Origin of the sequence: Nonomuraea sp. NPDC049480 (assembly GCF_044465905.1) — a bacterium.
GTDB lineage: Bacteria > Actinomycetota > Actinomycetes > Streptosporangiales > Streptosporangiaceae > Nonomuraea.
On record NZ_JBITMD010000003.1, the window covers coordinates 450465 to 470349 of the forward strand.

The following is a 19885-nucleotide window of genomic DNA, read 5'->3' on the forward strand; positions in this document are numbered from 1 at the left end:
TACCTGTGATCGAGTTCCAGCTCGACCGCGGCTCGGGAGTGTCGACGTACCTGCAACTTGTCCACCAGGTCAAGCAGGCGCTCCGGCTCGGCACGCTGCGGCCCGGCGACCAGCTGCCCACCGCCCGCGAGGTGGTCGAAAGCCTCGCCATCAATCCCAACACCGTGCTCAAGGCCTACCGCGAACTGGAGCGGGAGGGGCTGGCCGAGGGCCGGCCGGGGATGGGGACGTTCGTGCGGCAGGGCATCAAGGGCGCGAAGCTCGCCGACCACACCCGGCTGCGGCGCGCGCTGGAGCAGTGGGCGCGCGAGGCCCGGGCGGCCGGGCTCGACCAGGAGGACATGCGAGCCCTGTTCGCCGCCGTCCTCACCGACGCCGCCAAGGAAGGCGTGGCGTGAGGCCCGCTCTGGAGGTGACCGGGCTCGGTGTGCGCTACCGCCGCCGCTGGGCGCTGCGGGACTGCTCGCTGGCCGTCCCGGCGGGCCGCGTGGCCGCGCTCGTCGGGCCGAACGGCGCCGGCAAGACCACGCTCATGCATGCCGCCGTCGGCCTGCTCAGGCCTGATCGGGGGAGCGTCGCGGCGCACGGCGAGGTGGCGTTCGTGGCCCAGGACAAGCCGCTGTACGAGGGCTTCACGGTCGCCGAGACGCTGGACTTCGGCCGCCGCATGAACCGGCGCTGGGACGGCCGGGCCGCCCGCGACAGGCTCGGCCGCCTGGGCATCCCGCTCGACCGCAAGGTGGGCAGGCTGTCGGGCGGGCAGCAGGCGCAGGTGGCGCTCACGCTGGCGGTGGCCAGGCGGCCCGACCTGCTCGTGCTCGACGAGCCGCTGGCCAACCTCGACCCCCTGGCCCGGCACGACGTGATGCGCTCGATCATGGCCGAGGTGGCCGGGCGGGAGCTGACCGTGCTGCTGTCCTCGCACGTCGTCTCCGACCTGGAGGACACCTGTGACTGGCTCGTCGTCCTGAACGGCGGCCGGCTCCAGGTCAGCGGTGACATCGAGGATCTGCTCGGCGGGCACCTGGTCCTGACCGGCCCCGCCGAGCTGGCCGGCGGCACGATGGCGGGCGCGGCGGTCGTGTCCGCGAGCCGTACCGGGCGGCAGGCCGCCCTGCTCGTCAGGGGAGAGCCCCTGCTCGACCCGCGCTGGCAGGCCCGGCGGGCGGGGCTGGAGGAGCTTGTCATGGGCTACCTGCGCAGCCCCGAGTCGGCCGCGCTGCCGGGGCCGGCGGGGGTGCGCGCATGATCTGGCTGACGTGGCGCCAGCATCGGGCGCAGATCCTCTTCACGGCCGGCTTCCTGGTGCTGCTGGCGATCCTGCTGATCGGGTCGGCGGTCGAGGCCAGGATCTACATCGCCGGGCACGCCCCGCCCGGCTGCCCGGGACCGGCGGTGGAGTGCGGGGATCTCGAGGCGGCCCTGGGGCGCCGGTACGACGCGGTCTACTCGATCTTCGGCTGGCTGCCGCTGGTGCTGCCCGCGCTGGTCGGCGCGTTCTGGGGAGCTCCGCTGCTCGGCCGCGAGTACGAACACGGCACGCACCGGCTGGCCTGGACCCAGTCCGTCCCCGTGTGGCGGTGGCTGGCGGTCAAGCTGTCGGTGCTGGGCGGCGCCGTCGTGGCGGGCGGGCTGCTGCTGTCGCTGACGGTCAGCCTGTGGCGGCCGGTGTTCCGCAGCGGGATCGACTCCTCGTTCGGGAACCTCGGCGTGTTCAACATGGTCGGGGTGGCGCCGGCGGCGTGGTGGTTGTACGCGTTCGCGCTCGGCACGCTGGCGGGCACGTTGTTCCGGCGTACGCTGCCCGCGATGGGGCTGGCCGTGGCGGGCGTGGCCGTGACGATGTTCACGCTGTTCGCGCTGAGCGACCACTACGCCGAGCCGTCGCGGACGGAGCTGTCCGGCACGGTGGTGCTGGAGGACACCGACGCGCGACTGGTGGGTGCCGCCTGGGTCGAGCCCTCGGGGAAGGAGGTCGCCGAGCCGGCGGGAAGCGGCTGCCCGCGCCGGGTGGACGGGGGGCGGAGCAGCAGGAACGCCGAAGCGTGGCAGGAGTGCCTCTTCGGCAAGGGCTACCGGTACGCGGTGTATTACCACGCGCCGAACCAGTTCTGGCGGTTCCAGTGGACGGAGGCCGGGATCCTGCTGGTCGCGTCGGCGGCTCTGGGCGGCCTGGCGGTGCGCCGGACCCTCCGCCGCACCGCCTGACCGCACCGCCTGACCGCACCGCCACAGCGGGTCAGGCGGCCGTCCAGTGGGGGTCGCGGCCGAGGTAGCGCAGGAGCTCGGCCACGTCGTCGTCGCCCGGCTCGGGCTCCAGGGCGGCCGCGTACGCGCCCCAGGCGCGCAGCGGCTCCACGATCTCCTTGGCGACCTTCAGCAGGGGGCGGGCCAGCTCGGGGGTGAGCGGCGAGGGCGCGCCGACGGCCATGGCGATGTCCCAGGCGTGGACGGCGGCGTCGAGCCCGCACGCCGCCGAGCCGGACCACGGCGACATCTTGTGCGGCGGCACCGGCGTCGGCACCTCGGCGGCCTCCCGGTCGACGCCCGCCCACGCCTTGGCCGAGCGCGCCAGGGCGTCCTCCAGGAACGCCGACGGGTCCTCCTCCAGCACGCCGGAGGGGTCGAACGGATTGAAGGCGGGGCCGGGCTCGCCGGTCAGCGCGGCGGCGAAGCCGATCTGGTCGCCGGCGGCGTGCTGGAAGACCTTCGTGGCGCTCCAGCCCGCACAGGGCGTGGGGCGGTCCCAGCCGTCGGCCGGAACAGCGGCGACCGCCTTGCGCAGAGCCTCGTGCGACGCGTCGAGAATGTCCCAGCCGCTGGAAATCGTGGTGTCACCCATTGGTCGGTCCCCTTTCGTGGTGACACCACTCTATCAGAACGGAATGCTTTATTCCGCACCTGTGAGGAGCCGGGAAAGGACCCGGGTGCCGAACTCCAGACCCTCCACCGGGACCCGCTCGTCCTTGCCGTGGAACATCCCGAAGTAGTCCAGGTCCGGCCGGAGCATGAGGGGCGCGAAGCCGTACCCCGTGATGCCGATCCTGGCGAAGGACTTGGCGTCGGTGCCGCCGCTCATCACGTACGGGACCGGCCGGGCGAGGGGATCCTCGGCCGTCAGCGCTCCCGCGAGCTCGTCGAAGAACGCCGACGGGTACGGCGCCGCCGGCGCGTCCTCCAGGTTGACGAACTCCCGGGTGATCTTCGGCCCGAGCAGCTCGTCGAGCGTCTCCAGGAACTCCTCCCGCAGGCCGGGCAGGTAGCGTCCGTCCACGTGCGCCTCGGCGGTCGAGGGCACGACGTTGACCTTGTAGCCCGCCTCCAGCATCGTCGGGTTCGCCGAGTTGCGGATCTGGCTCTTGAACAGCGAGCCCAGGGGCCCGAGCCGGACGGCCTCCGCGTCCAGCCGGTCCAGGTCGATCGGCCGGCCCGTGATCTCCGACAGGCTCTGGATCAGCGCCGCGACCGACGGCGTCAGGCGTACCGGCCACTGGTGGGAGGCCACCCGGGACAGCGCGTGCACCAGCGTGGCGACCGGATTGTCCACCGGGGGCCGCGAGCCGTGACCGGCCACGCCGTGCGCGGTGAGCTTCATCCACGCGGTCCCGCGCTCGCCCACGGCGATGGGGTAGACCCGGTGGTCGCCGGAGGCCACGCTGAAGCCGCCCGACTCGCTGATCGCCTCGCTCACGCCGTCGAACAGGTCGCGGTGCTCGATCACCGCGTGCCGCGAGCCGTAGTCGCCGGTCGCCTCCTCGTCGGCCAGGAACGCCAGCACCAGGTCCCGCTTCGGGCGCACGCCGCGGGCGGCCAGGTCGAGCACGGTCGCGAGCGTCATCGCGCACGAGCCCTTCATGTCGACCGCGCCCCGGCCGTACACGCAGCCGTCCGTGATCTCCCCGGAGAACGGGTGCATCCGCCACTCGGCCGGGTCCGCGGGCACCACGTCGAGATGGCCGTGGATCAGCAGCGCGTCGGGGGAGTCGCCGTCGATCCTCGCCACGACCGTGGTCCGGCGCGGCGCCGACTCGAACACGACCGGGTCCAGGCCCGCGTCGGCCAGCAGCGTGGCGACGTACTCGGCCGCCAGGCGCTCTCCCGAGCCCGGGTTGGTGGTGTCGAACCTGATCAGATCCGAGCAGATCTCGGCAACGCTCTTCACGCTCTTCCCTTCAACTTCAGCGGCGGGACCTCCGGCGTCTCCATCCCGAAGATCAGCCCGTAGAAGGCCAGCTCGGCCTCCAGCACCGCGACGATAGTCTCCTCCCTGCGCCATCCGTGCTGCTCGCCGGGGAAGGTCAGCAGGGCCCACTCTTTGCCATGTTTGTCCAATTCCGCGGTGAACCGCTCGGCCTGCCCGACGTCCACGATCGCGTCCTCCAGGCCGTGCAGCATGAGGCACGGGCCCGACGCGCGGGCGGCGTTGAGCAGCGGCGAGCGCTCAGTGTAGCGCTGCCGCGTCTCGGGCAGCGGTCCCACCAGGCCGTCCAGGTAGCGGGACTCGAAGTCGTGCGTCTCGGCCGCCCAGCTCTCCGGATCGGTGATCGCGTAGTGCGCGACCCCGCCCGCGAACACGTCGCTGTGCACGAGCGCCGCCACCGTCGTCCAGCCGCCCGCGCTGCCGCCGCGGACGGCGAGCTTCGCGGCGTCGGCGCGGCCGAGCTCCACCAGGCCGCGGGCCACCTTGGCGCAGTCCTGCACGTCCACCACGCCCCACTGGTGGCGCAGCCGCTCCCGGTAGGCGCGGCCGTAGCCGGTGGAGCCGCCGTAGTTGACCACGGCCACGCCGATGCCGCGGCTGGTGAAGTAGGCGATCTCCAGGTCCAGCACGATCGGGAGGTGGCCGGTGGGGCCGCCGTGCACGAAGATCACGTACGGTCCGGGTCCCTGGACGCCGGACGGCGGGTAGAGGTGCGCGTGCACCCCCTCGATCGTCACGGGCTCGGGGGTGGGCAGCAGGGCGCGGTCCGGCAGCGGCTTACGTGCCGACACGACCTCCTGCGCGCCGTCGCCGAGGTCGACGAGCGTGACCTCCAGAGGTGTGTACGGCGTCGCGCGCACCGCCGCAGCCTTGCCGCCCGCCACGGACACGGTCGAGGACCAGTGGGTGGCCGTGCCACCGATCTCCCGCAACTCTCCGGTCTCCGGGGTGAGCACGCCGAGCCGGCGCCGGTCGGCGGTCCCGTAGACGGCGACCAGGCTCCCGTCCTCGGCGACGGCGAAGCAGGTCATGCCCGGCTTCCACGCGGCGGCGCCGAACTCCAGCTCCACGGGCGTGAGGTTGCGGCCAGGAGAGCCGTCCGCGGGGACGAGGTGGATGTTCCACCAGCCGGTGGGATCGGTCACCGCGTACAGGCTCGCGTCATCGCGCCATTCCGCCTGCGCCACCGACTCCTGGGGGCCGCCCGCGACCACCCGGTGACCGCCCGCCGTGCCGTCCTCCAGCAGGGGGGCCACGCAGAGCTCGGTGCCGTCCCAGGGCATGTTCGGGTGGTCCCAGCCGATCCAGGAGATATATCGGCCGCCGGGGGAGATGCGGGGATTCATCAGGAAATGCTGGGCTCTGACGATCGCCCTGAGCGGGCCGCCGCCGAGCGGCACCGCCACCAGGTCCCGCACGTCGCCGATCTCCCTGACCGCCCACACCTCGTCACGACCGGGCGGCAGGTAGAGGTCCGCGTAGCGGGCGGGACCCTCCGGGGTGATCGGCACAGGGTCCCCGTCCTGGACGCGGTAGAGGCGCTGGTCGGCCCAGTTCGTGAACACCAGCCCGCCGCCCGGCAGCGGCCGCCAGGAGCGGCCGCCGTACTCGACCACCCGGTTGCGCGCGTTCCACCCCGGAGGCGACACGTCGGTACGGGAGCCGTCCGGCAGCCTGCGCACCACGCACCTGCGGCCGCCCTCGTGCGGGCGCGGCTCGTCCCACCAGACCTCGACACCGGAGGGCGTGGTCACCGCCTCCACCCACTGGGGGCCGCCGTCGGTACGGGCCACGTCGATCGGTCGAATGCTCATCAACTCACCAATTGCCGTCGGTACAAGGAGGGAGGGGGTGCTCGGGCGGGTGCAGGACGTACACGATGCCGCCGCTGCCGGTGCTCCTGAGCCACACGTTCTCGAACGCTGCCCGCGGATAGACCCGGCGAACCTCGTCGTCGCACGGCGCGGCCGGATCGTTCACGACGACGTCGCCCCCGGCCGTGAAGCCCACCACGACGAGGATGTGCCCGGCGGTCGAATAGCAGGAACCGGGAAGCTCGTGCGTCTTGAACGACTGCGACGTGATCACCGGGATCCCGGCGCGGACGAACCGCTCCAGCTCCGCCGCCGACCGCAGCCGCGTCACGAACCCGGCCAGCCCGTACCGGCCCGCGTACGCCACGTTGAACGGCCAGTTTCCGGTGCCCTGGTAACTGGTGTCGTAGGTGCCCATCGCCGCGTGGTCCACGGCCGGCGCGGGATCGCCCGCGCCCACCCAGTCCAGCTCCGCCGGGCCCGGGCCGCGGCCCCAGAAGCCGAGGACCATGGCCACCGAGGCCGGGCCGCACCAGTTCGCGCCGCCGCCGTCGAAGCGCGGATGGTGCCCGGCGTGCGCGTGCTGCGAGTGCCGCGGCACCGCCAGCTCCACCGGCGCCGCCGCGACGGGCGCGCTGGGCACGACCGGGCGCCGCGGCACGGCCGAGGCCATCACGCCCAGGCCGCCGACGCGAGCGGGGCCGTGCCGGGCGACGCGCACCTGGTACGCCACCACCGGCCGCCGCGCCACGAACGTGTCCACCGCCACGTCCCCGTCCTCGTCGCCCTGCCCGGGAACGGACGTGCGCGGATCGCCGTGCTCGGACCAGCGCCCCATCACGTACCACTTGGTACGGGCCCCTGATGCGGCCCTGGCCCGAAGCTTGACCTCGATCCACGCGCCCGGCGGAGTGCGCGCCGTCCATGAGGGCACGAGCTGGGTGGCGGGAAAGCCGATCTCGTGTTCCTCGCTGGTCCACACCTCTTCGGCCGTCAGGGGCACGGCGAAGCGGGTGAAGGCGACACGGGCCAGATCGACGATGAGCACCAGACACATTGTCGTTTCGCACCGCATGTCGCACATCGGATGGTTTACGTACCGCCCCCGAATCTTCGCGGCCCCGCCGACGGCTCCTCCACGGCCGGCGCGTGGGAACTGGAGCTGCCCTGGCCGACCTGGCCGCCGCGCCCGCGCGTCAGAAAGCCGTCACAGAAGCTTGTCCAGGGTGATGGGGAGGTCGCGGATGCGCTTGCCCGTGGCATTGTGCACGGCGTTCGCCACGGCCGCCGCCGCTCCGACGATGCCGAGTTCGCCGATGCCGCGGGCGCCGAGGTCGCTCAGTAACGTGTCGGGATAATTGAGGAACTCCACATCTATGGGAGGAATGTCGGCGCTGACGGGGACCAGGTAGTCGGCCATCGTGGCGTTGCCGAACCGGCCCGTCTCCGGCTCGATCCGCAGGTCCTCCAGCAGCGCCTGGCCGATCCCCATGACGACGCCACCGACGATCTGGCTGCGGGCCGCCTTGGCGTTGACGATCGTGCCCGCGTCCACGACGCACAGCCACCGCGTGACGCGCGGCTCCCCGGTCCACCGGTTGACCCGCACCTCGCAGAAGTGCGCCCCGAAGGACCTGAACGCGTGATCCCGCACGGGGTTCCGCGGCGAGGTCGCCGTGGCCTCGACGGCGGGCACGTCCAGCAGCGTCAGCAGCTCGCCGAACGGCATCGCACGCCCGGCGGCCCGCAGTTCCCCGCCCTCGAACGCGACTTCCCGGCCGTGGAACGGCGATTTCTCGTGCTCGGCCGCCAGCTTCACGATCGCGTCCTTCGCGGCGCCGGCGGCCAGCCGGACCGCGGGGCCGTTGGTGGACGTCGACCCGGAGCCGCCCGCGTTGGCCGCCGGAGGCGTGGCCGAGTCGCCGAGCTCGGGCACCACCCGGCCGACCGGGATGCCGAGGCTGCCGGCGGCGAGGACGGCGAAGACGGTGGACTGCCCGGTGCCGAGGTCAGCCGCGGTGCCCGACACGACCGCCCGGCCGTCGTCGCACAACCGCACCTTGATCGAGGCCTGGCCTCGGCCCGCGCCGTAGGTCGCCGTGGCCATGCCCAGGCCGACCAGCCAGTCACCGTCGGTGACCGTGCCGGGCCGGGGGTTCCGCTCCGCCCAGCCGAACCGCTCGGCGCCCAGCGTGTAGCACTCCTCCAGATGTTTGCTCGACCAGGGCAGCCCGGTGACCGGGTGGATCGGCGTGTCGTTCTTCCTGCGCAGGTCGAGCGGGTCCATGCCGAGCTCGCCGGCCAGCTCGTCCAGGGCGCTCTCCAACGCGAAGGAGCCGTTGGACTCCCCGGGCGCGCGCATGATGGTCGTGACCGGGACGTCCAGCGTGACGACCTTCCTGCTCACGTGCAGGTTGGCCGAGCCGTACAGGGCCAGGGAGAGGTTGGCCACCTGCTCGTGGAAGTCGTTGGAGGCCGACTTGCCGGAGACGCCGTCGTTCTTGACGGCCAGGAGCGTGCCGTCCGCGGCGGCGCCGAGCGAGATGGTCTGGGCGGTGGGCGGCCGGTGCCCGGCCACGGTGAACACCTGCTCGCGGGGGAGGACGGTCTTGACCGGGCGATCGAGGGCGCGGGCCGCCGCCGCGGTCAGCGGGGTGTGTGCCCACATGCCCCACTTGTTGCCGAAGCCGCCCCCGACGTACGGGTTGATGACGCGGATGCGCGCCGGATCGATGGCGAGCGTCTCCGACAGCCGGTCCACGACCAGCCGTACACCCTGGGTCGCGGTGTAGACGGTGAGCCGGTCCGCGGCCCAGAACGCCACGGTGGCGTGCGGTTCCATCGCGACGTGGGTCTCGGCCGGGGTGGTGTACGTGGCGGTGACGGTGACGTCGCCGGCCGCCAGCGCCTCGTCGATGGAGGAGACGCCGGGGGCCAGCACGTCCACGACGGGAGTGCCGCTGGGCGGCGGGGCGGCGCTGGACAGGCCGTCGGCGAAGGAACCTCGTGGGCGCTCGGCGCTGTAGTGCGTGTCCACCAGCGCCGCCGCGTCCCTGGCCTGCTCGAACGTCTCAGCCACGACCAGCCCGATCGCCTGGCCGTAGTAGCGGACGCCGGTGCTCTGCAGCGGCGAGGTGAGCTCGGCGTTCTCCTCCTTGGCGTACGGGTGGAGCTCGAGCGGATTGAACGGCGTGTAGACCGCGATGACGCCAGGGGCCTTCTCCGCCAGGGCGGTGTCCATGCCGAGGATGGCCCCCCGCGCGATCGTGCTGGTCAGCAGATAGCCGTGGGCGAGTCCGTCCGGATGGTGGTCGGCCGCGTAGACCGCCGCGCCGGTGGCCTTGACAGGGCCGTCCTCCCTGTCCACCGACGTCATCGCGGGCCTGCCAGTTCCGTCAGAGCGCGCATGATCACGCGTTGCGCCAGTGTCACTTTGAAGGCGTTTCCGGCCAGCGGGCGCGCCCCCTCCACAGCGAGCGCAGCCGCCGCCTCAAAGCTCTGACCGGCGCGCAGCGCCGCCTCGACGGCGGACAGCCGCCAGGGCACGGTCCCCACGCCGCCGACCGCCACCCGGGCGTCATGAACGGCGCCGCCCCGGAGGTCGACCGCGACGGCGGCCGAGGCCAGCGCGAACTCGTACGACTGACGGTCACGGACCTTGACGTAGACGGAGTGCCTGGCCCATGGCAGCGCCGGCACGATCACCTCCGTGATGAGCTCGCCGGGCCGCAACACGTTCTCCACGTGTGGCGTGTCGCCGGGCCGCAGATAGAAGTCCGCCAGCGGCACGGTCCGCTCGCCGCCGGCGCCGCGCAGGCGCACCGACGCGTCCAGCGCGACCAGCGCCACGGCGACGTCGCTGGCATGGGTGGCGGCGCAGGAGGCGCTCGTGCCCAGGATGGCGCCGCCCCTGTTGTCGCCGCTCTGCGCCGGGCAGCCGCTGCCGGGCGCGCGCTTGTTGCACGGCGTCGCCACATCGCGGAAGTAGCCGCACCGGGTCCGCTGCAGGAGGTTGCCGCCGATGCTGGCCATGTTGCGCAGCTGCGGTGAGGCGCTGAGGAGCAGCGCCTGCGAGACGAGCGGGTAGTGGGCGGCGACGGCGTCGTGGCGGGCGATGTCCGCCATCCGCTCCAGGGCGCCGATACGCAGGCCGTCCGGCCCGAGCCGGATCCCGCGCAGCGGAAGGTGGTTGATGTCGATGACCTGCCCGGGGGCGAGCACGTCCAGCTTCATCAGGTCGATCAGCGTGGTACCGCCGGCGAGGAAGGCCACGCTGGTGGAGGAGGCGTCCCCGGCCAGATGGAGGGCGCCGGCGATGTCGCCGGGGGCGGCGAAGTCGAACGCGCGCATCAGGATCTCGCCTGCTTCACGGCTTCGACGATGTTCGGGTAGGCGCCGCAGCGGCACACATTGCCCGACATGGCCTCGCGGATCTCCGCGTCGGTGCCGGCGGACCCCTCGCGTAACACGGCCACCGCCGACATGATCTGCCCCGGCGTGCAGAATCCGCACTGGAGCCCGTCGCATTCGATGAACGCCCGCTGCACGGGGTGCAGCCGGCCGCCCGTGGCCAGACCCTCGACGGTGGTGACCTCCCGGCCGTCCACTGCGGCCAGGATGGTCAGGCAGGACAGCACCCGCCTGCCGTCCACGTGCACGGTGCAGGCCCCGCACTGTCCGCGGTCGCAGCCCTTCTTCGTGCCGGTCAGCTCCAGCCGCTCCCGTAAGGCGTCGAGGAGCGTCGTCCGCGGGTCCACACGGAGCCGCTCGGCCGTTCCGTTCACCGTGAAGGCCACCTCGACCCGGCCGTCCGCGGACTGTCGGGGCCCTCGCCGCCGGGAGGGATCAGCGTGCTCCATACGGCCGAACGTTAAGGTCTCTCGGCGTGCCGGTCAAGAGAGACATCGGATGACTCTCGGCGGAATTTCGCCCAAGTCAGGGGAGAACCCCTGACGAGTCTGGCGATTTCCTCCGATGACTACGGTCCCTACGCCGCCGATCCCCGTACCTGGCGGAGCGGGTGGGTCAGAGGTACAGGCCCGTGGAGTCGTCGCCTCCGGCGGGGGTGAACTCGCGGCCGGCGCGGATGGCGTACAGCTCCGCGAGGGTGGCCCCCGACGGGCCCACGCCCTCGGACCTGCCGAGCCACGCGACGGCCTCGTCCCTGCCGAGCGGGCCGACCTCGAGCTGCGCCAGGCAGCGGCCCGGGCGCACGACGGCGGGGTGGAGCCGGGTCAGGTCCTCGTTCGTGGTGATCGCCACCAGCACGTCGCGGCCCTGCCCGAGCAGGCCGTCGGTCAGGTTGAGCAGGCGGGACAGGCCCTGACCCGCCTGCGCCTTCGCGCCCGAGCTGATCAGCTCGTCGCAGTCCTCCAGGACGAGCAGCCGCCACCGTTGCGCGTCCTCGTCGCTGTCGTAGCCGACCGCCACCTCCATGAGGTAGCCGGGCTCGTTGAACAGGCGCTCCGGGTCGAGCACGCAGTCCACCTGGCACCACTCGTGCCACTGCTTGGCCAGCGTGCGCAGCAGCGTGGTCTTGCCGGTGCCGGGACGGCCGTGCATGAGGATGAGGCGGCCCGTCACGTCCGCGGGCGTGATCGACATCAGCCGGTCGAGCGCCGGGCGGATCTTGCCGGAGTAGTTCGGGCTGATCTCGGGCCACGGCTGGGCCGTGATCGGCTTCTCCGAGCGTTGCCCGCCGTGCGTGCCGCGCCACCAGAACCCCATCTCGACGTGGTCGGTCTCGGGCACGGCCTCCTCGGCGCCGTCGATGCTCTCCCGGAGAACGCTCTTGGCCAGCTCCTCGTTCACCGCCGTGACGCTGACGGTGGCGGTGCGGTTGCGGTGCCGTACGACCCGCAGGGTCCAGCCGTCGCCGCAGATGAGCCGCGACTCCGTGCCGTCCTCGACCCGCGCCGTACGCAGCAGGCGGCCACCGGACGGGCTGAGCGGGGCGTCCGGGCGTACGCGCTCCAGATTGGCCAGGCGGGACCACGGCTGCGCGCCCGTCGCGAAGGGCGACAGCGCCAGCGCGTCGATCACGTCGATGGCGGAGTCGGCGTCGTCGAGCCAGATGTTCATCGGCAGCTCGGCGGAGTCGGGGCTGGGGAAGGGGACCTCCTTCATCACAGACATAGCGTCAATGATCTAGTCCGTCGGGCCCGATGTCGAAGGGTTTAGGCAAGGAATCTGGGTTACTTCTTGCTGAGCTTACCGGTCTGCGTGACGATGCCCGGGCCGGGAACGTCCCGCCATGTGTAGGTGAGGGTGTCGCCCTCCAGCGCCAGCCAGATGGTGCCGGCGATGCAGTTGCCCTCGTTCTGGCCCAGGGAGAAGGTCAGCCGGGTCTTCTCCACCTGGGTGAGGGTGATGGTGCCCTTGCACCCGTCGTCGGCGTCCGTCTCGGTCCAGGACGCGGTGGATTCGCCCTTCCTCAGCTGCACCGTGTTCGTGGCGCCGTCGGGGTCCATGAAGTTGGTGCTGGTGGTGTGGCCCGACCAGTCGCCCTCGAAGGCGGCCGGGATCTTCAGATTCCCGGCCGGCTGGGTCTGCGGGGGGTCCGATGAGTACTCGCCGGACGGGGCTTCGTCCGGCGACGACGAGGTGGCGGACGGGGCGGCCGACGCTGATCGTTCGCCTTCCGTGGCTCCCGGGGTGCCGTTCAGCATGAGCACCGCGGCGGCGGCCGCGCCCAGGAGGGTCACCGCCGCGACCGCGCCCACGAGCACACCGCGCGACCGGGACCGCCGGCCGGGCGCCGTGGTGCTCACCGGGTGCTGCGGGCCGGTGGGCGGCCCGCCGTACGCCTGGGGACCGGGTCCGGCTCCTGGGGCGCCGTAGGGGCCGTCGCGCCGGTCGCCGGGTGCCGGCGCGGGCGGCGCGGTGGGGTTGACCAGGGTGACCATCAGGTGCCGGGCCGTCGGGCGCCGTGACGGATCCTTGGCCAGACAGGAGGCGATCACGCCGCGCAGGCGGCCGGGCAGCGGCGCCAGGTCCGGCTCGGCGTGCAGGACCCGGTGCAGCACGGCGGGCACGGTGTCCGCCCCGAACGGGCTCGCCCCCGTGGCCGCGTACACCATCGACGCCGCCCACGCGAACACGTCCGACGCCGGCGACGCGGGCGTGCCGCCGATCTGCTCGGGCGCCAGGTACGCGGGCGTCCCGATCAGCCCGGAGGTCATCGTCGCGGCCCCCTCCGCCCGCGCGATGCCGAAGTCCACCACCCGCGGCCCGTCGGGCCCGAGCAGCACGTTGGCCGGCTTGAAGTCGCGGTGCACGACCCCGGCCGCGTGGATGGCCGCCAGCGCGGTGGCGGTGCCGACGACCAGCCGTTCGAGCTCGCCTCCGCGCAGCGGCCCGCGTTCGCGCACCCGGTCGGCGAGGGAGGGCCCGTCGACGTACTCGCTCACCACGTACGGCCGCGGCCCGGCGGTGGAGGCGTCGAGGACGCGGGCCGTGCAGAAGGAGGCGATGCTCTCCAGCGCCTCCAGCTCGCGCGCCAGCCGCGCCCGCGTCACCTCATCGCCCGTGCTCAAAAGCTTGATCGCGACCGGTTCGCCGTCGGCCGCATGGGCGAGGTAGACCACGCCCTGTCCGCCTTCGCCGAGCCGGCCGGCCAGGCGGAAGCCGCCCAGCGTCGCCGGATCGTCCGGCGTGAGGGGGCTCACCATGGCGGCTACGTTACCGGTCGCGCTGCGGAAATGAAGATCGCCCGGTACCTTGGTGCGTTGGGTTAAATCACTCCTTACGCGGAGGTATCGGGGAAGTGTCGAAGATCTCGTTCCGCGAACGGGCGCGGTACTGGTTCGACAACACGATGTCCAGGGGGACCGCGTCGCTGATCGGCTGGCTGGCGCTCGTGTCGGTGGGGCTCATCGTGGTGGTGACCGGGCTCACGCTCTGGCTCGCGCCGGGCGAGCCCGAGGGCGTGGACCATCCCGGGGAACTGGTCTGGATCGCTCTCATGCACGCCCTGACGCCGGGCAAAGTGGCCAGCGACAAGGGCTCGATCGCCTATATAGCCGTGATGTTCATCTGCTCGCTCGGCGGCCTGTTCATCGTCAGCATGCTCGTCGGCCTGCTGTCGAACGGGCTCAAGCAGAAAGTGGACCGCCTGCGCAGGGGGCGCTCGCGGATCGTGGAGTCCGGTCACACGGTGGTGCTCGGCTGGTCGGACCAGATGTTCACGATCGTCGGGGAACTGGTCAAGGCCCACGCCAGCCAGAAACGATCGGTCATCGCGGTCCTGGCGGAACGTGACAAGCTCGAGATGGAGGAGGCCATCCGCGAGCACGTCGGCGACCTGGGCAGGACCCGCCTGGTGTGCCGCACGGGGCGGCCCACCGAGCCGCGCGACCTCGCGCTGATGAACCTGGCCACGGCCAACTCCGTCGTCGTGCTCTCGCCCGAGGGCGAGGACCCGGACGCGCACGTCATCAAGATCCTGCTCGCGCTGGCCAAGCGTGACGGCACCCACCCCCCGGTGGTCGCCGCCCTCACCTCCAGCCGCAACATCGCCGCCGCCCGCCTGGCCGGCGGCAAGGACGTGCACCTGGTCGACTCCGACGACACCGCCTCCCGGCTCATCGTGCAGTCCTCCCGCCAGTCCGGCATGTCCGTGGTCTGCATGGACCTGCTGAACTTCGACGGCGGCGAGATCTACATGCGCACCCCGAAGAAGCTCGTCGGCGTCACGTACGGGGAGGCGCTGCACGCGTACCAGACCGCCTCCGTCATCGGGTTACGCAGGCCGTCCGGCGTCGTGCTGAACCCGCCGTCCGACACCATGATCAACGCCGACGACCAGGTCATCGTCATCGCGCACGACGACTCCCACGTGCGCCTGGCCGCCGGCAAGCCGTCCCTGGACGAGGCCGCCATCGTCGCGGCCGAGCGCCAGGCCCCCGAGCCGGAGCGCACCCTCCTGCTCAACTGGAACGGCCGGGCCGAGCAGATCGTCCGCTACCTCGACGCCTACGTCGCGCCCGGCTCCGTCATGGAGATCGCCGCCGACCACCCCAAGGCCGGATCCAACCTGGCGGGCCTGCGCAACCTCACCGTGAACGTCAAAGACTGCGACACCACCGACAGGTTCGCGCTGGAGTCGCTCGGCGTCGGCCTCTTCCAGCACGTCATCGTGCTGTCCGACGACCGCTTCGACGCCCACCATTCCGACACGCGCACGCTCATGACGCTGCTGCAGCTGCGCGACATGCAGAGCACGCTCGGCGAGCACTACTCGATCGTCAGCGAGATGCACGACGAGAACAACCGCGCCCTGGCCGAGGTCACCGAGGCCGACGACATCGTGATCAGCGACACGGTCATCGGCCTGCTCCTGGCCCAGCTCGCCGAGAACAGGCACCTGGCGGACGTGTTCGGCTACCTGTTCGACTCGCGCGGCTCGGAGATCTACCCCCGCTCCGCCGCCTCGTACGTCAAGCCCGGGACGAAGGTGACGTTCTCCACAGTCGTCGAGGCCGCGCGGCGCAGGGGCGAGACCGCCATCGGCTACCGCAGCGCCGCGGCCCGCAACCACCCGCCGCACTACGGCATCGTGCTCAACCCCGGCAAGTCGGAGCCCATCGTCCTGGACGAGCGGGACTCGGTGATCGTCCTCGCCGAACGATGAGGCGTTCACGGACGTGAGCTAGCGTTTGCCTCGTGAGGACCATTGACTGGGTGGACGGCGCGGTCGAGCTCGTGGACCAGACGCTGCTGCCCGACAAGTGCGTGATGCTCCGCATCCACACCGTCGACGAGCTCGTCGACGCGATCCAGCGGCTGGCCGTGCGCGGCGCGCCCGCGCTCGGCGTGGCCGGCGCGCTCGGCGTCGTGCTGGCCGACGGCGACGCCGCCCAGATCGCCCGGCTCCGCGCCGCCCGCCCGACCGCCGTCAACCTCGCCTGGGGCGTCGACCGGGCGGTCGCGCACCTGCCCGAGGGCCGCGAGGGGGTGCTGGCCGCCGCGCTGCGGGTGCGCGACGACGACATCGCCGCCTGCAAGGCCATGGGGGAACGCGGCGCCGACCTGCTCGAAGGCGACCGGCTGCGGATCATGACCGTGTGCAACACCGGCGGGCTCGCCGCCGTCGAACGCGGCACCGCGCTCGGCGTCGTGCAGACGCTGCACGAGCGCGGGCGGCTGGCCGAGGTGCTCGCGCTGGAGACCCGGCCCCTGCTGCAGGGCGCCAGGCTCACCACCTGGGAGCTGGCCAGGATGGGCGCGCCGCACCGGCTCATCGCCGACTCGGCGGGGCCGTACCTGCTGGCCCAGGGGGAGGTGGACGCGGTGCTCATCGGCGCCGACCGCATCGCCGTCAACGGCGACACCGCCAACAAGATCGGCTCGTACGCGCTCGCGCTCGGCGCCGAACGCGCGGGCGTGCCGTTCTTCGTGGTCGCGCCCGAGTCCACGATCGACCCGAGCACCCCGTCGGGCGAGCACATCGCGATCGAGGATCGGGGCGCCGAGGAGATCGTGTCCTTCAGAGGCGTACGGGTGGCGCCGGAGGGAACCATGGCGCTGAACCCGGCGTTCGACGTGACCCCGCACGACCTGATCACCGCGATCGTCACGGACAAGCGCGTGATCAGGCCTTAGCCGGATCCGTCCAGCCGGGCGCGGTAGATCCCCCGGGCCTGCTCCAGCAGGGAGACGTGGTCGCCGAACTGGTACGGGCTCGCCAGGCGGCCGTGCTGCTTGATCAGGTCCTCGAGCAGGTCCAGCCACTCCAGGCACCACCGCACGTCCTCGGCCCTGGCCACCTGCCTGCCGTCGACGTCCACGTAGACGGGACTGGTCAGGGCGTACCCGGTGGTGGTCATGGTGCGCGGGTGCGGGTCGCACAGGACCTCCGCCACGATGTACGTCGGCTCGTCCACCCGGAACGCGGCCGTCACGGTGAGGGGCTCGACCTCGCCGGGGAGCCGCTCCGCGCCGGCTCGCACCCCGTCGGCCGTGCGGATGCGCACCGCCGCGACCTCGGGCCCGATGGCACTGGCGGTGACACTCACGCGGTGGCCCCCGCGCGCGTGGATGACGTGGCCGGGGCCGTGGCCGTCCACCGACAGCTCCAGCCACGGTCCGGTGGTGGCGAACGTCCGGCCCGCGCGCACGGCGGCCGCGAACGACCGGGCGGTCAGCTCACCGTCGACGCGGGCGTAGACACGGGCCCAGCCGGGCGGGTTCGACTGGTTGTCGGAGCGGGTGAAGGAGATCATCGCGTCCGTGCCCGCCGTCACCGCCAGCCGGTTGCCCGCGCCGATCAGCCGCCGGTACACCGCCGCCGTGGACGGGATCGAGGCGTGGGTGAGCACGTCGAGGCTGTCCACGAGCCCGAGCGCGGCGTCGGCGACCAGCTCGCGGGCGGCGCAGTTGCGCGGCACCGGAGAGACCACGCCCCGGGGCGGGCCGCCGTCGGAGATCGGCGTGCGGAAGGGGTGGCTGTAGCCGACCAGCGCCCCGAGCCCGCGCAGCTCCCGCAGCCCGTCGGCGTTGGGCGGCCAGTCGGCGTCGCCGTCGAACCCGGTGTGGAAGCGACGCGGCGCGGCGCGCGGCGCGAAGGCGTAGACGTGGCCGAGCAGATCGTTGCGGTACTCGACGCCCATCCTGGCCAGGTGCGTGGCGTCCGACCACGGCAGGTCCTCGCCGGTCCAGTGCTCCAGGGCCTCGCGGTCGTAGACGCGCCTGCCCGACACGTTGCCGGCCAGCAGGTTGAGCACATGCAGGTCCTCGCCGTGCTGGGCGGCGGCCGCGTCGGCGGGCACGCCCACGAGGTCGCCGGCCCAGTTGAGGTGGACGTGCATGTCGCCGCCGTACCAGCCGCGGGCCGGCGCGTCGTAGAGGCGCTCGGGGGTCAGCCTGACGAGGTTCTCGCCGCCCGGCCGCGGGGTGAGCTCCCGGCTCGCCTCGCCGTACTCCATGCCGCGGGCGACGGTGACCGTCAGCGGCTGCGCGGGGACCTCGACGATGATGTCGTCGCCGTGGAAGTACGGGCGGCCGTGGTAGTCGTAGCGGTTGGGCGTGCCGGGCGGGAACCAGCCGGTGCCGTCGGCGCCCATGACGCTCCACCGGCACGGCATCCCGGCCACGAGCCGGAGCCTGGCCGCGCGGATGGGCCTCAGGAGCGTGTCCAGGCGCACGCGGGCGCCGTCGACGATGATCGTGCTGTCGTGGTCCACCTCGACCAGCCAGGCGCCGCGCGGGCCGAGCAGGCGCGCGCTCTCGTCGATGCTGATGGGGCAGGGCTCGTCGCGGCTGGAGTCGATGAGCAACGAGATCCGCTCCTCGCCCCGGCCGGGCAGCGGCAGCCCTTCGCCGGCGGCCCGGAACCGAGCGGGGCGGACCAGGCGGACGCGTGGCGAGGGGAGCAGGACCGTCCGCGAAGCCCCTTCGAGCGTGTGCCCGTCCCGGCCGATCCGCAGCGCGACCAGGTGCCCCGGCAGTTCGCCGTCGAGCGTGTCGCGCAGCACCTCGTCGTAGTCGGCCTCGTCCAGCCGGGCCGCGATCTGGTCGGCCGCCTCGCCGGGGTGGCGCCCGGCGACCGCCTGATGGACCAGCCGCCAGAACCGGTCGAACAGCGCGGGCGGCAGCACCCTGCGCCTGGAGAAGAACTTCACGTAGTGGATCTCCGGTTCTCCCCAGGTGATGCCGTGATCATCCAGCAGCCGGCCGTACTCCGCCAGCGCCCCCGCCACCTTTTCGGGCAGCATCGGTTCCGCACACATCCGGGCCCCTCCCACGTCGGTTGCGCGACATCGTGACATGGATCACGAGGCCCGCCAGTCGGCGGCGAAGCGACGGTGACGGTTATCCCACACCCGGGAGAAGTATCTTCACCCGGGGAGTGACCCCGGTCCGCACGCAGGCCGAACGGGTCACGGGCGCTTGAATGCGGACAAGAGGCGATCGGCGGCCAGGGACGGGGTGAGCCCGCCCGCCAGGACCTCGCGCTCGACCTCGTCCTTGATGGCGGCCACCTCGGGGTCGTTGCGCAGCTCGGACAGCAGACGCTCGCGTACCAGGGTCCAGGTCCAGCCCACCTGCTGGGCGCGGCGTTTGGCGGCCAGGTCGAGCGACTCCTGGTGGGCGAGGACGTGCCGCCAGAGCTCCTCCAGGCCCTCGCCGGTGAGGCCGCTGCAGGTGAGCACGGGCGGCGGGGTGGAGTCGGAGCGGAGCATGCGCAGCGCGCCGGCCAGCTCGCGCGCGGCCTTCGTGGCCGGCAGCCGGTGGTCGCCGTCGGCCTTGTTGACCGCGATCACGTCGGCCAGCTCCAGCACGCCCTTCTTGATCCCCTGCAGCTGGTCGCCGGTACGGGCGAGCGTGAGCAGCAGGAACGTGTCCACCATGTCGGCCACGGCGGTCTCCGACTGCCCGACGCCGACGGTCTCGACCAGGACGACGCCGAAGCCCGCCGCCTCGACCACGACCATGGCCTCCCTGGTCGCCTTGGTGACGCCGCCCAGGGTGCCGGAGGTCGGCGACGGGCGGATGAAGGCGGCCGGATCGGTCGCCAGGCGGGCCATGCGGGTCTTGTCGCCGAGGATGCTGCCGCCCGTCCTGGTGGAGGAGGGGTCCACGGCCAGGACGGCGACCTTGTGCCCCTGCCCGGTCAGGAACGTGCCGAGGGAGTCGATGAACGTCGACTTGCCCACACCGGGCACTCCGGAGACGCCGACCCGGCGCGCGTGGCCGGTGAGCGGGGTGAGCTCGACGAGCAGGCGCTGGGCGAGGGCCATGTGGTCGGGCCTGGTCGACTCGACCAGGGTGATCGCGCGGGCGATCCAGGTACGCGAACCCGCGCGTACCCCCTCGGCGTAGTCCTCCAGCGAGCGCACCCGACCTGCCCCTTTCTTCTGTTTGATCAGCC

The 19885-nt window shown here is 72.6% G+C and carries 16 protein-coding genes; 5 read left to right on the top strand and 11 right to left on the bottom strand.

All coding sequences use genetic code 11. The annotated features are described in order from the left end of the window. The first annotated feature begins 5 nt into the window (after positions 1–5). The 3 genes from ACIBX3_RS11825 to ACIBX3_RS11835 are packed head-to-tail and all read left to right on the top strand — an operon-like array spanning position 6 to position 2208. Entirely contained in the window at positions 6–398 is a 393-nt protein-coding gene (locus ACIBX3_RS11825; protein WP_397115824.1) for a GntR family transcriptional regulator, read from the top strand. Then, positions 395–1249, top strand: coding sequence for an ABC transporter ATP-binding protein (locus ACIBX3_RS11830; protein WP_397115825.1), 855 nt, complete (start codon positions 395–397; stop codon positions 1247–1249). Before ACIBX3_RS11825 ends, ACIBX3_RS11830 begins: the two co-directional genes overlap by 4 nt. Beyond that, positions 1246–2208, top strand: coding sequence for an ABC transporter permease (locus tag ACIBX3_RS11835; protein ID WP_397115827.1), 963 nt, complete (start codon positions 1246–1248; stop codon positions 2206–2208). The genes ACIBX3_RS11830 and ACIBX3_RS11835 overlap by 4 nt, the downstream gene beginning before the upstream one ends. Positions 2209–2239: 31 nt before the next feature. Here the strand turns inward: ACIBX3_RS11835 and ACIBX3_RS11840 are convergent, their stop codons facing one another. The 9 genes from ACIBX3_RS11840 to ACIBX3_RS11880 form a co-directional block, all read right to left on the bottom strand. Further along, positions 2240–2842 (bottom strand): TIGR03086 family metal-binding protein, encoded by a 603-nt coding sequence (locus ACIBX3_RS11840; RefSeq protein WP_397115829.1) that lies wholly within the window; start codon positions 2840–2842, stop codon positions 2240–2242. 48 nt (positions 2843–2890) lie between these two features. Continuing rightward, complete coding sequence (locus ACIBX3_RS11845; RefSeq protein WP_397115830.1) at positions 2891–4162, bottom strand: M20/M25/M40 family metallo-hydrolase; 1272 nt, start codon at positions 4160–4162, stop codon at positions 2891–2893. After that, positions 4159–6015, bottom strand: coding sequence for a prolyl oligopeptidase family serine peptidase (locus ACIBX3_RS11850; RefSeq protein WP_397115832.1), 1857 nt, complete (start codon positions 6013–6015; stop codon positions 4159–4161). The genes ACIBX3_RS11845 and ACIBX3_RS11850 overlap by 4 nt, the downstream gene beginning before the upstream one ends. Positions 6016–6019: 4 nt before the next feature. Next, positions 6020–7072, bottom strand: a complete 1053-nt coding sequence (locus ACIBX3_RS11855; RefSeq protein ID WP_397115834.1) for a C39 family peptidase — start codon at positions 7070–7072, stop codon at positions 6020–6022. Positions 7073–7222: 150 nt separating this feature from the next. After that, complete coding sequence (locus ACIBX3_RS11860; protein ID WP_397115836.1) at positions 7223–9391, bottom strand: xanthine dehydrogenase family protein molybdopterin-binding subunit; 2169 nt, start codon at positions 9389–9391, stop codon at positions 7223–7225. Further along, entirely contained in the window at positions 9388–10365 is a 978-nt protein-coding gene (locus tag ACIBX3_RS11865) for an FAD binding domain-containing protein (protein ID WP_397115837.1), read from the bottom strand. Before ACIBX3_RS11865 ends, ACIBX3_RS11860 begins: the two co-directional genes overlap by 4 nt. Next, positions 10365–10874 (bottom strand): (2Fe-2S)-binding protein, encoded by a 510-nt coding sequence (locus ACIBX3_RS11870; protein ID WP_397115839.1) that lies wholly within the window; start codon positions 10872–10874, stop codon positions 10365–10367. The genes ACIBX3_RS11865 and ACIBX3_RS11870 overlap by 1 nt, the downstream gene beginning before the upstream one ends. Before the next feature lie 166 nt (positions 10875–11040). After that, positions 11041–12150: a DUF5925 domain-containing protein gene (locus ACIBX3_RS11875; protein WP_397115841.1), complete on the bottom strand. Its 1110-nt coding sequence runs from the start codon at positions 12148–12150 to the stop codon at positions 11041–11043. Positions 12151–12209: 59 nt separating this feature from the next. Continuing rightward, complete coding sequence (locus ACIBX3_RS11880; RefSeq protein WP_397115843.1) at positions 12210–13685, bottom strand: serine/threonine-protein kinase; 1476 nt, start codon at positions 13683–13685, stop codon at positions 12210–12212. A 95-nt stretch (positions 13686–13780) separates the two neighbouring features. Here ACIBX3_RS11880 and ACIBX3_RS11885 point away from each other — a divergent pair, with 95 nt between their 5' ends. After that, positions 13781–15646 carry a potassium transporter TrkA gene (locus ACIBX3_RS11885; protein WP_397115845.1) on the top strand — a complete coding sequence of 622 codons (1866 nt, stop codon included), beginning with the start codon at positions 13781–13783 and terminating at the stop codon, positions 15644–15646. A gap of 32 nt (positions 15647–15678) precedes the next feature. Further along, positions 15679–16617 (top strand): S-methyl-5-thioribose-1-phosphate isomerase, encoded by a 939-nt coding sequence (gene mtnA, locus ACIBX3_RS11890; protein ID WP_397115847.1) that lies wholly within the window; start codon positions 15679–15681, stop codon positions 16615–16617. On the opposite strand, the gene ACIBX3_RS11895 is transcribed toward mtnA, so the two are convergent. Both ACIBX3_RS11895 and meaB read right to left on the bottom strand, forming a co-directional pair. Then, positions 16614–18743 carry a CehA/McbA family metallohydrolase gene (locus ACIBX3_RS11895; protein WP_397115849.1) on the bottom strand — a complete coding sequence of 710 codons (2130 nt, stop codon included), beginning with the start codon at positions 18741–18743 and terminating at the stop codon, positions 16614–16616. The genes mtnA and ACIBX3_RS11895 overlap by 4 nt on opposite strands. 150 nt (positions 18744–18893) lie before the next feature. Continuing rightward, positions 18894–19853 (bottom strand): methylmalonyl Co-A mutase-associated GTPase MeaB, encoded by a 960-nt coding sequence (gene meaB, locus ACIBX3_RS11900; protein ID WP_397115851.1) that lies wholly within the window; start codon positions 19851–19853, stop codon positions 18894–18896. Positions 19854–19885 lie beyond the last annotated feature (32 nt).

Bases quoted from the DNA above. Each gene is read 5' to 3' on its own strand.
- ACIBX3_RS11835 (WP_397115827.1), top strand. From the start codon at position 1,246: ATGATCTGGCTGACGTGGCGCCAGCATCGGGCGCAGATCCTCTTCACG.
- ACIBX3_RS11840 (WP_397115829.1), bottom strand. From the start codon at position 2,842: ATGGGTGACACCACGATTTCCAGCGGCTGGGACATTCTCGACGCGTCG.
- ACIBX3_RS11850 (WP_397115832.1), bottom strand. From the start codon at position 6,015: ATGAGCATTCGACCGATCGACGTGGCCCGTACCGACGGCGGCCCCCAG.
- ACIBX3_RS11855 (WP_397115834.1), bottom strand. From the start codon at position 7,072: ATGTGTCTGGTGCTCATCGTCGATCTGGCCCGTGTCGCCTTCACCCGC.
- ACIBX3_RS11860 (WP_397115836.1), bottom strand. From the start codon at position 9,391: ATGACGTCGGTGGACAGGGAGGACGGCCCTGTCAAGGCCACCGGCGCG.
- ACIBX3_RS11865 (WP_397115837.1), bottom strand. From the start codon at position 10,365: ATGCGCGCGTTCGACTTCGCCGCCCCCGGCGACATCGCCGGCGCCCTC.
- ACIBX3_RS11870 (WP_397115839.1), bottom strand. From the start codon at position 10,874: ATGGAGCACGCTGATCCCTCCCGGCGGCGAGGGCCCCGACAGTCCGCG.
- ACIBX3_RS11875 (WP_397115841.1), bottom strand. From the start codon at position 12,150: ATGTCTGTGATGAAGGAGGTCCCCTTCCCCAGCCCCGACTCCGCCGAG.
- ACIBX3_RS11880 (WP_397115843.1), bottom strand. From the start codon at position 13,685: ATGGTGAGCCCCCTCACGCCGGACGATCCGGCGACGCTGGGCGGCTTC.
- ACIBX3_RS11895 (WP_397115849.1), bottom strand. From the start codon at position 18,743: ATGTGTGCGGAACCGATGCTGCCCGAAAAGGTGGCGGGGGCGCTGGCG.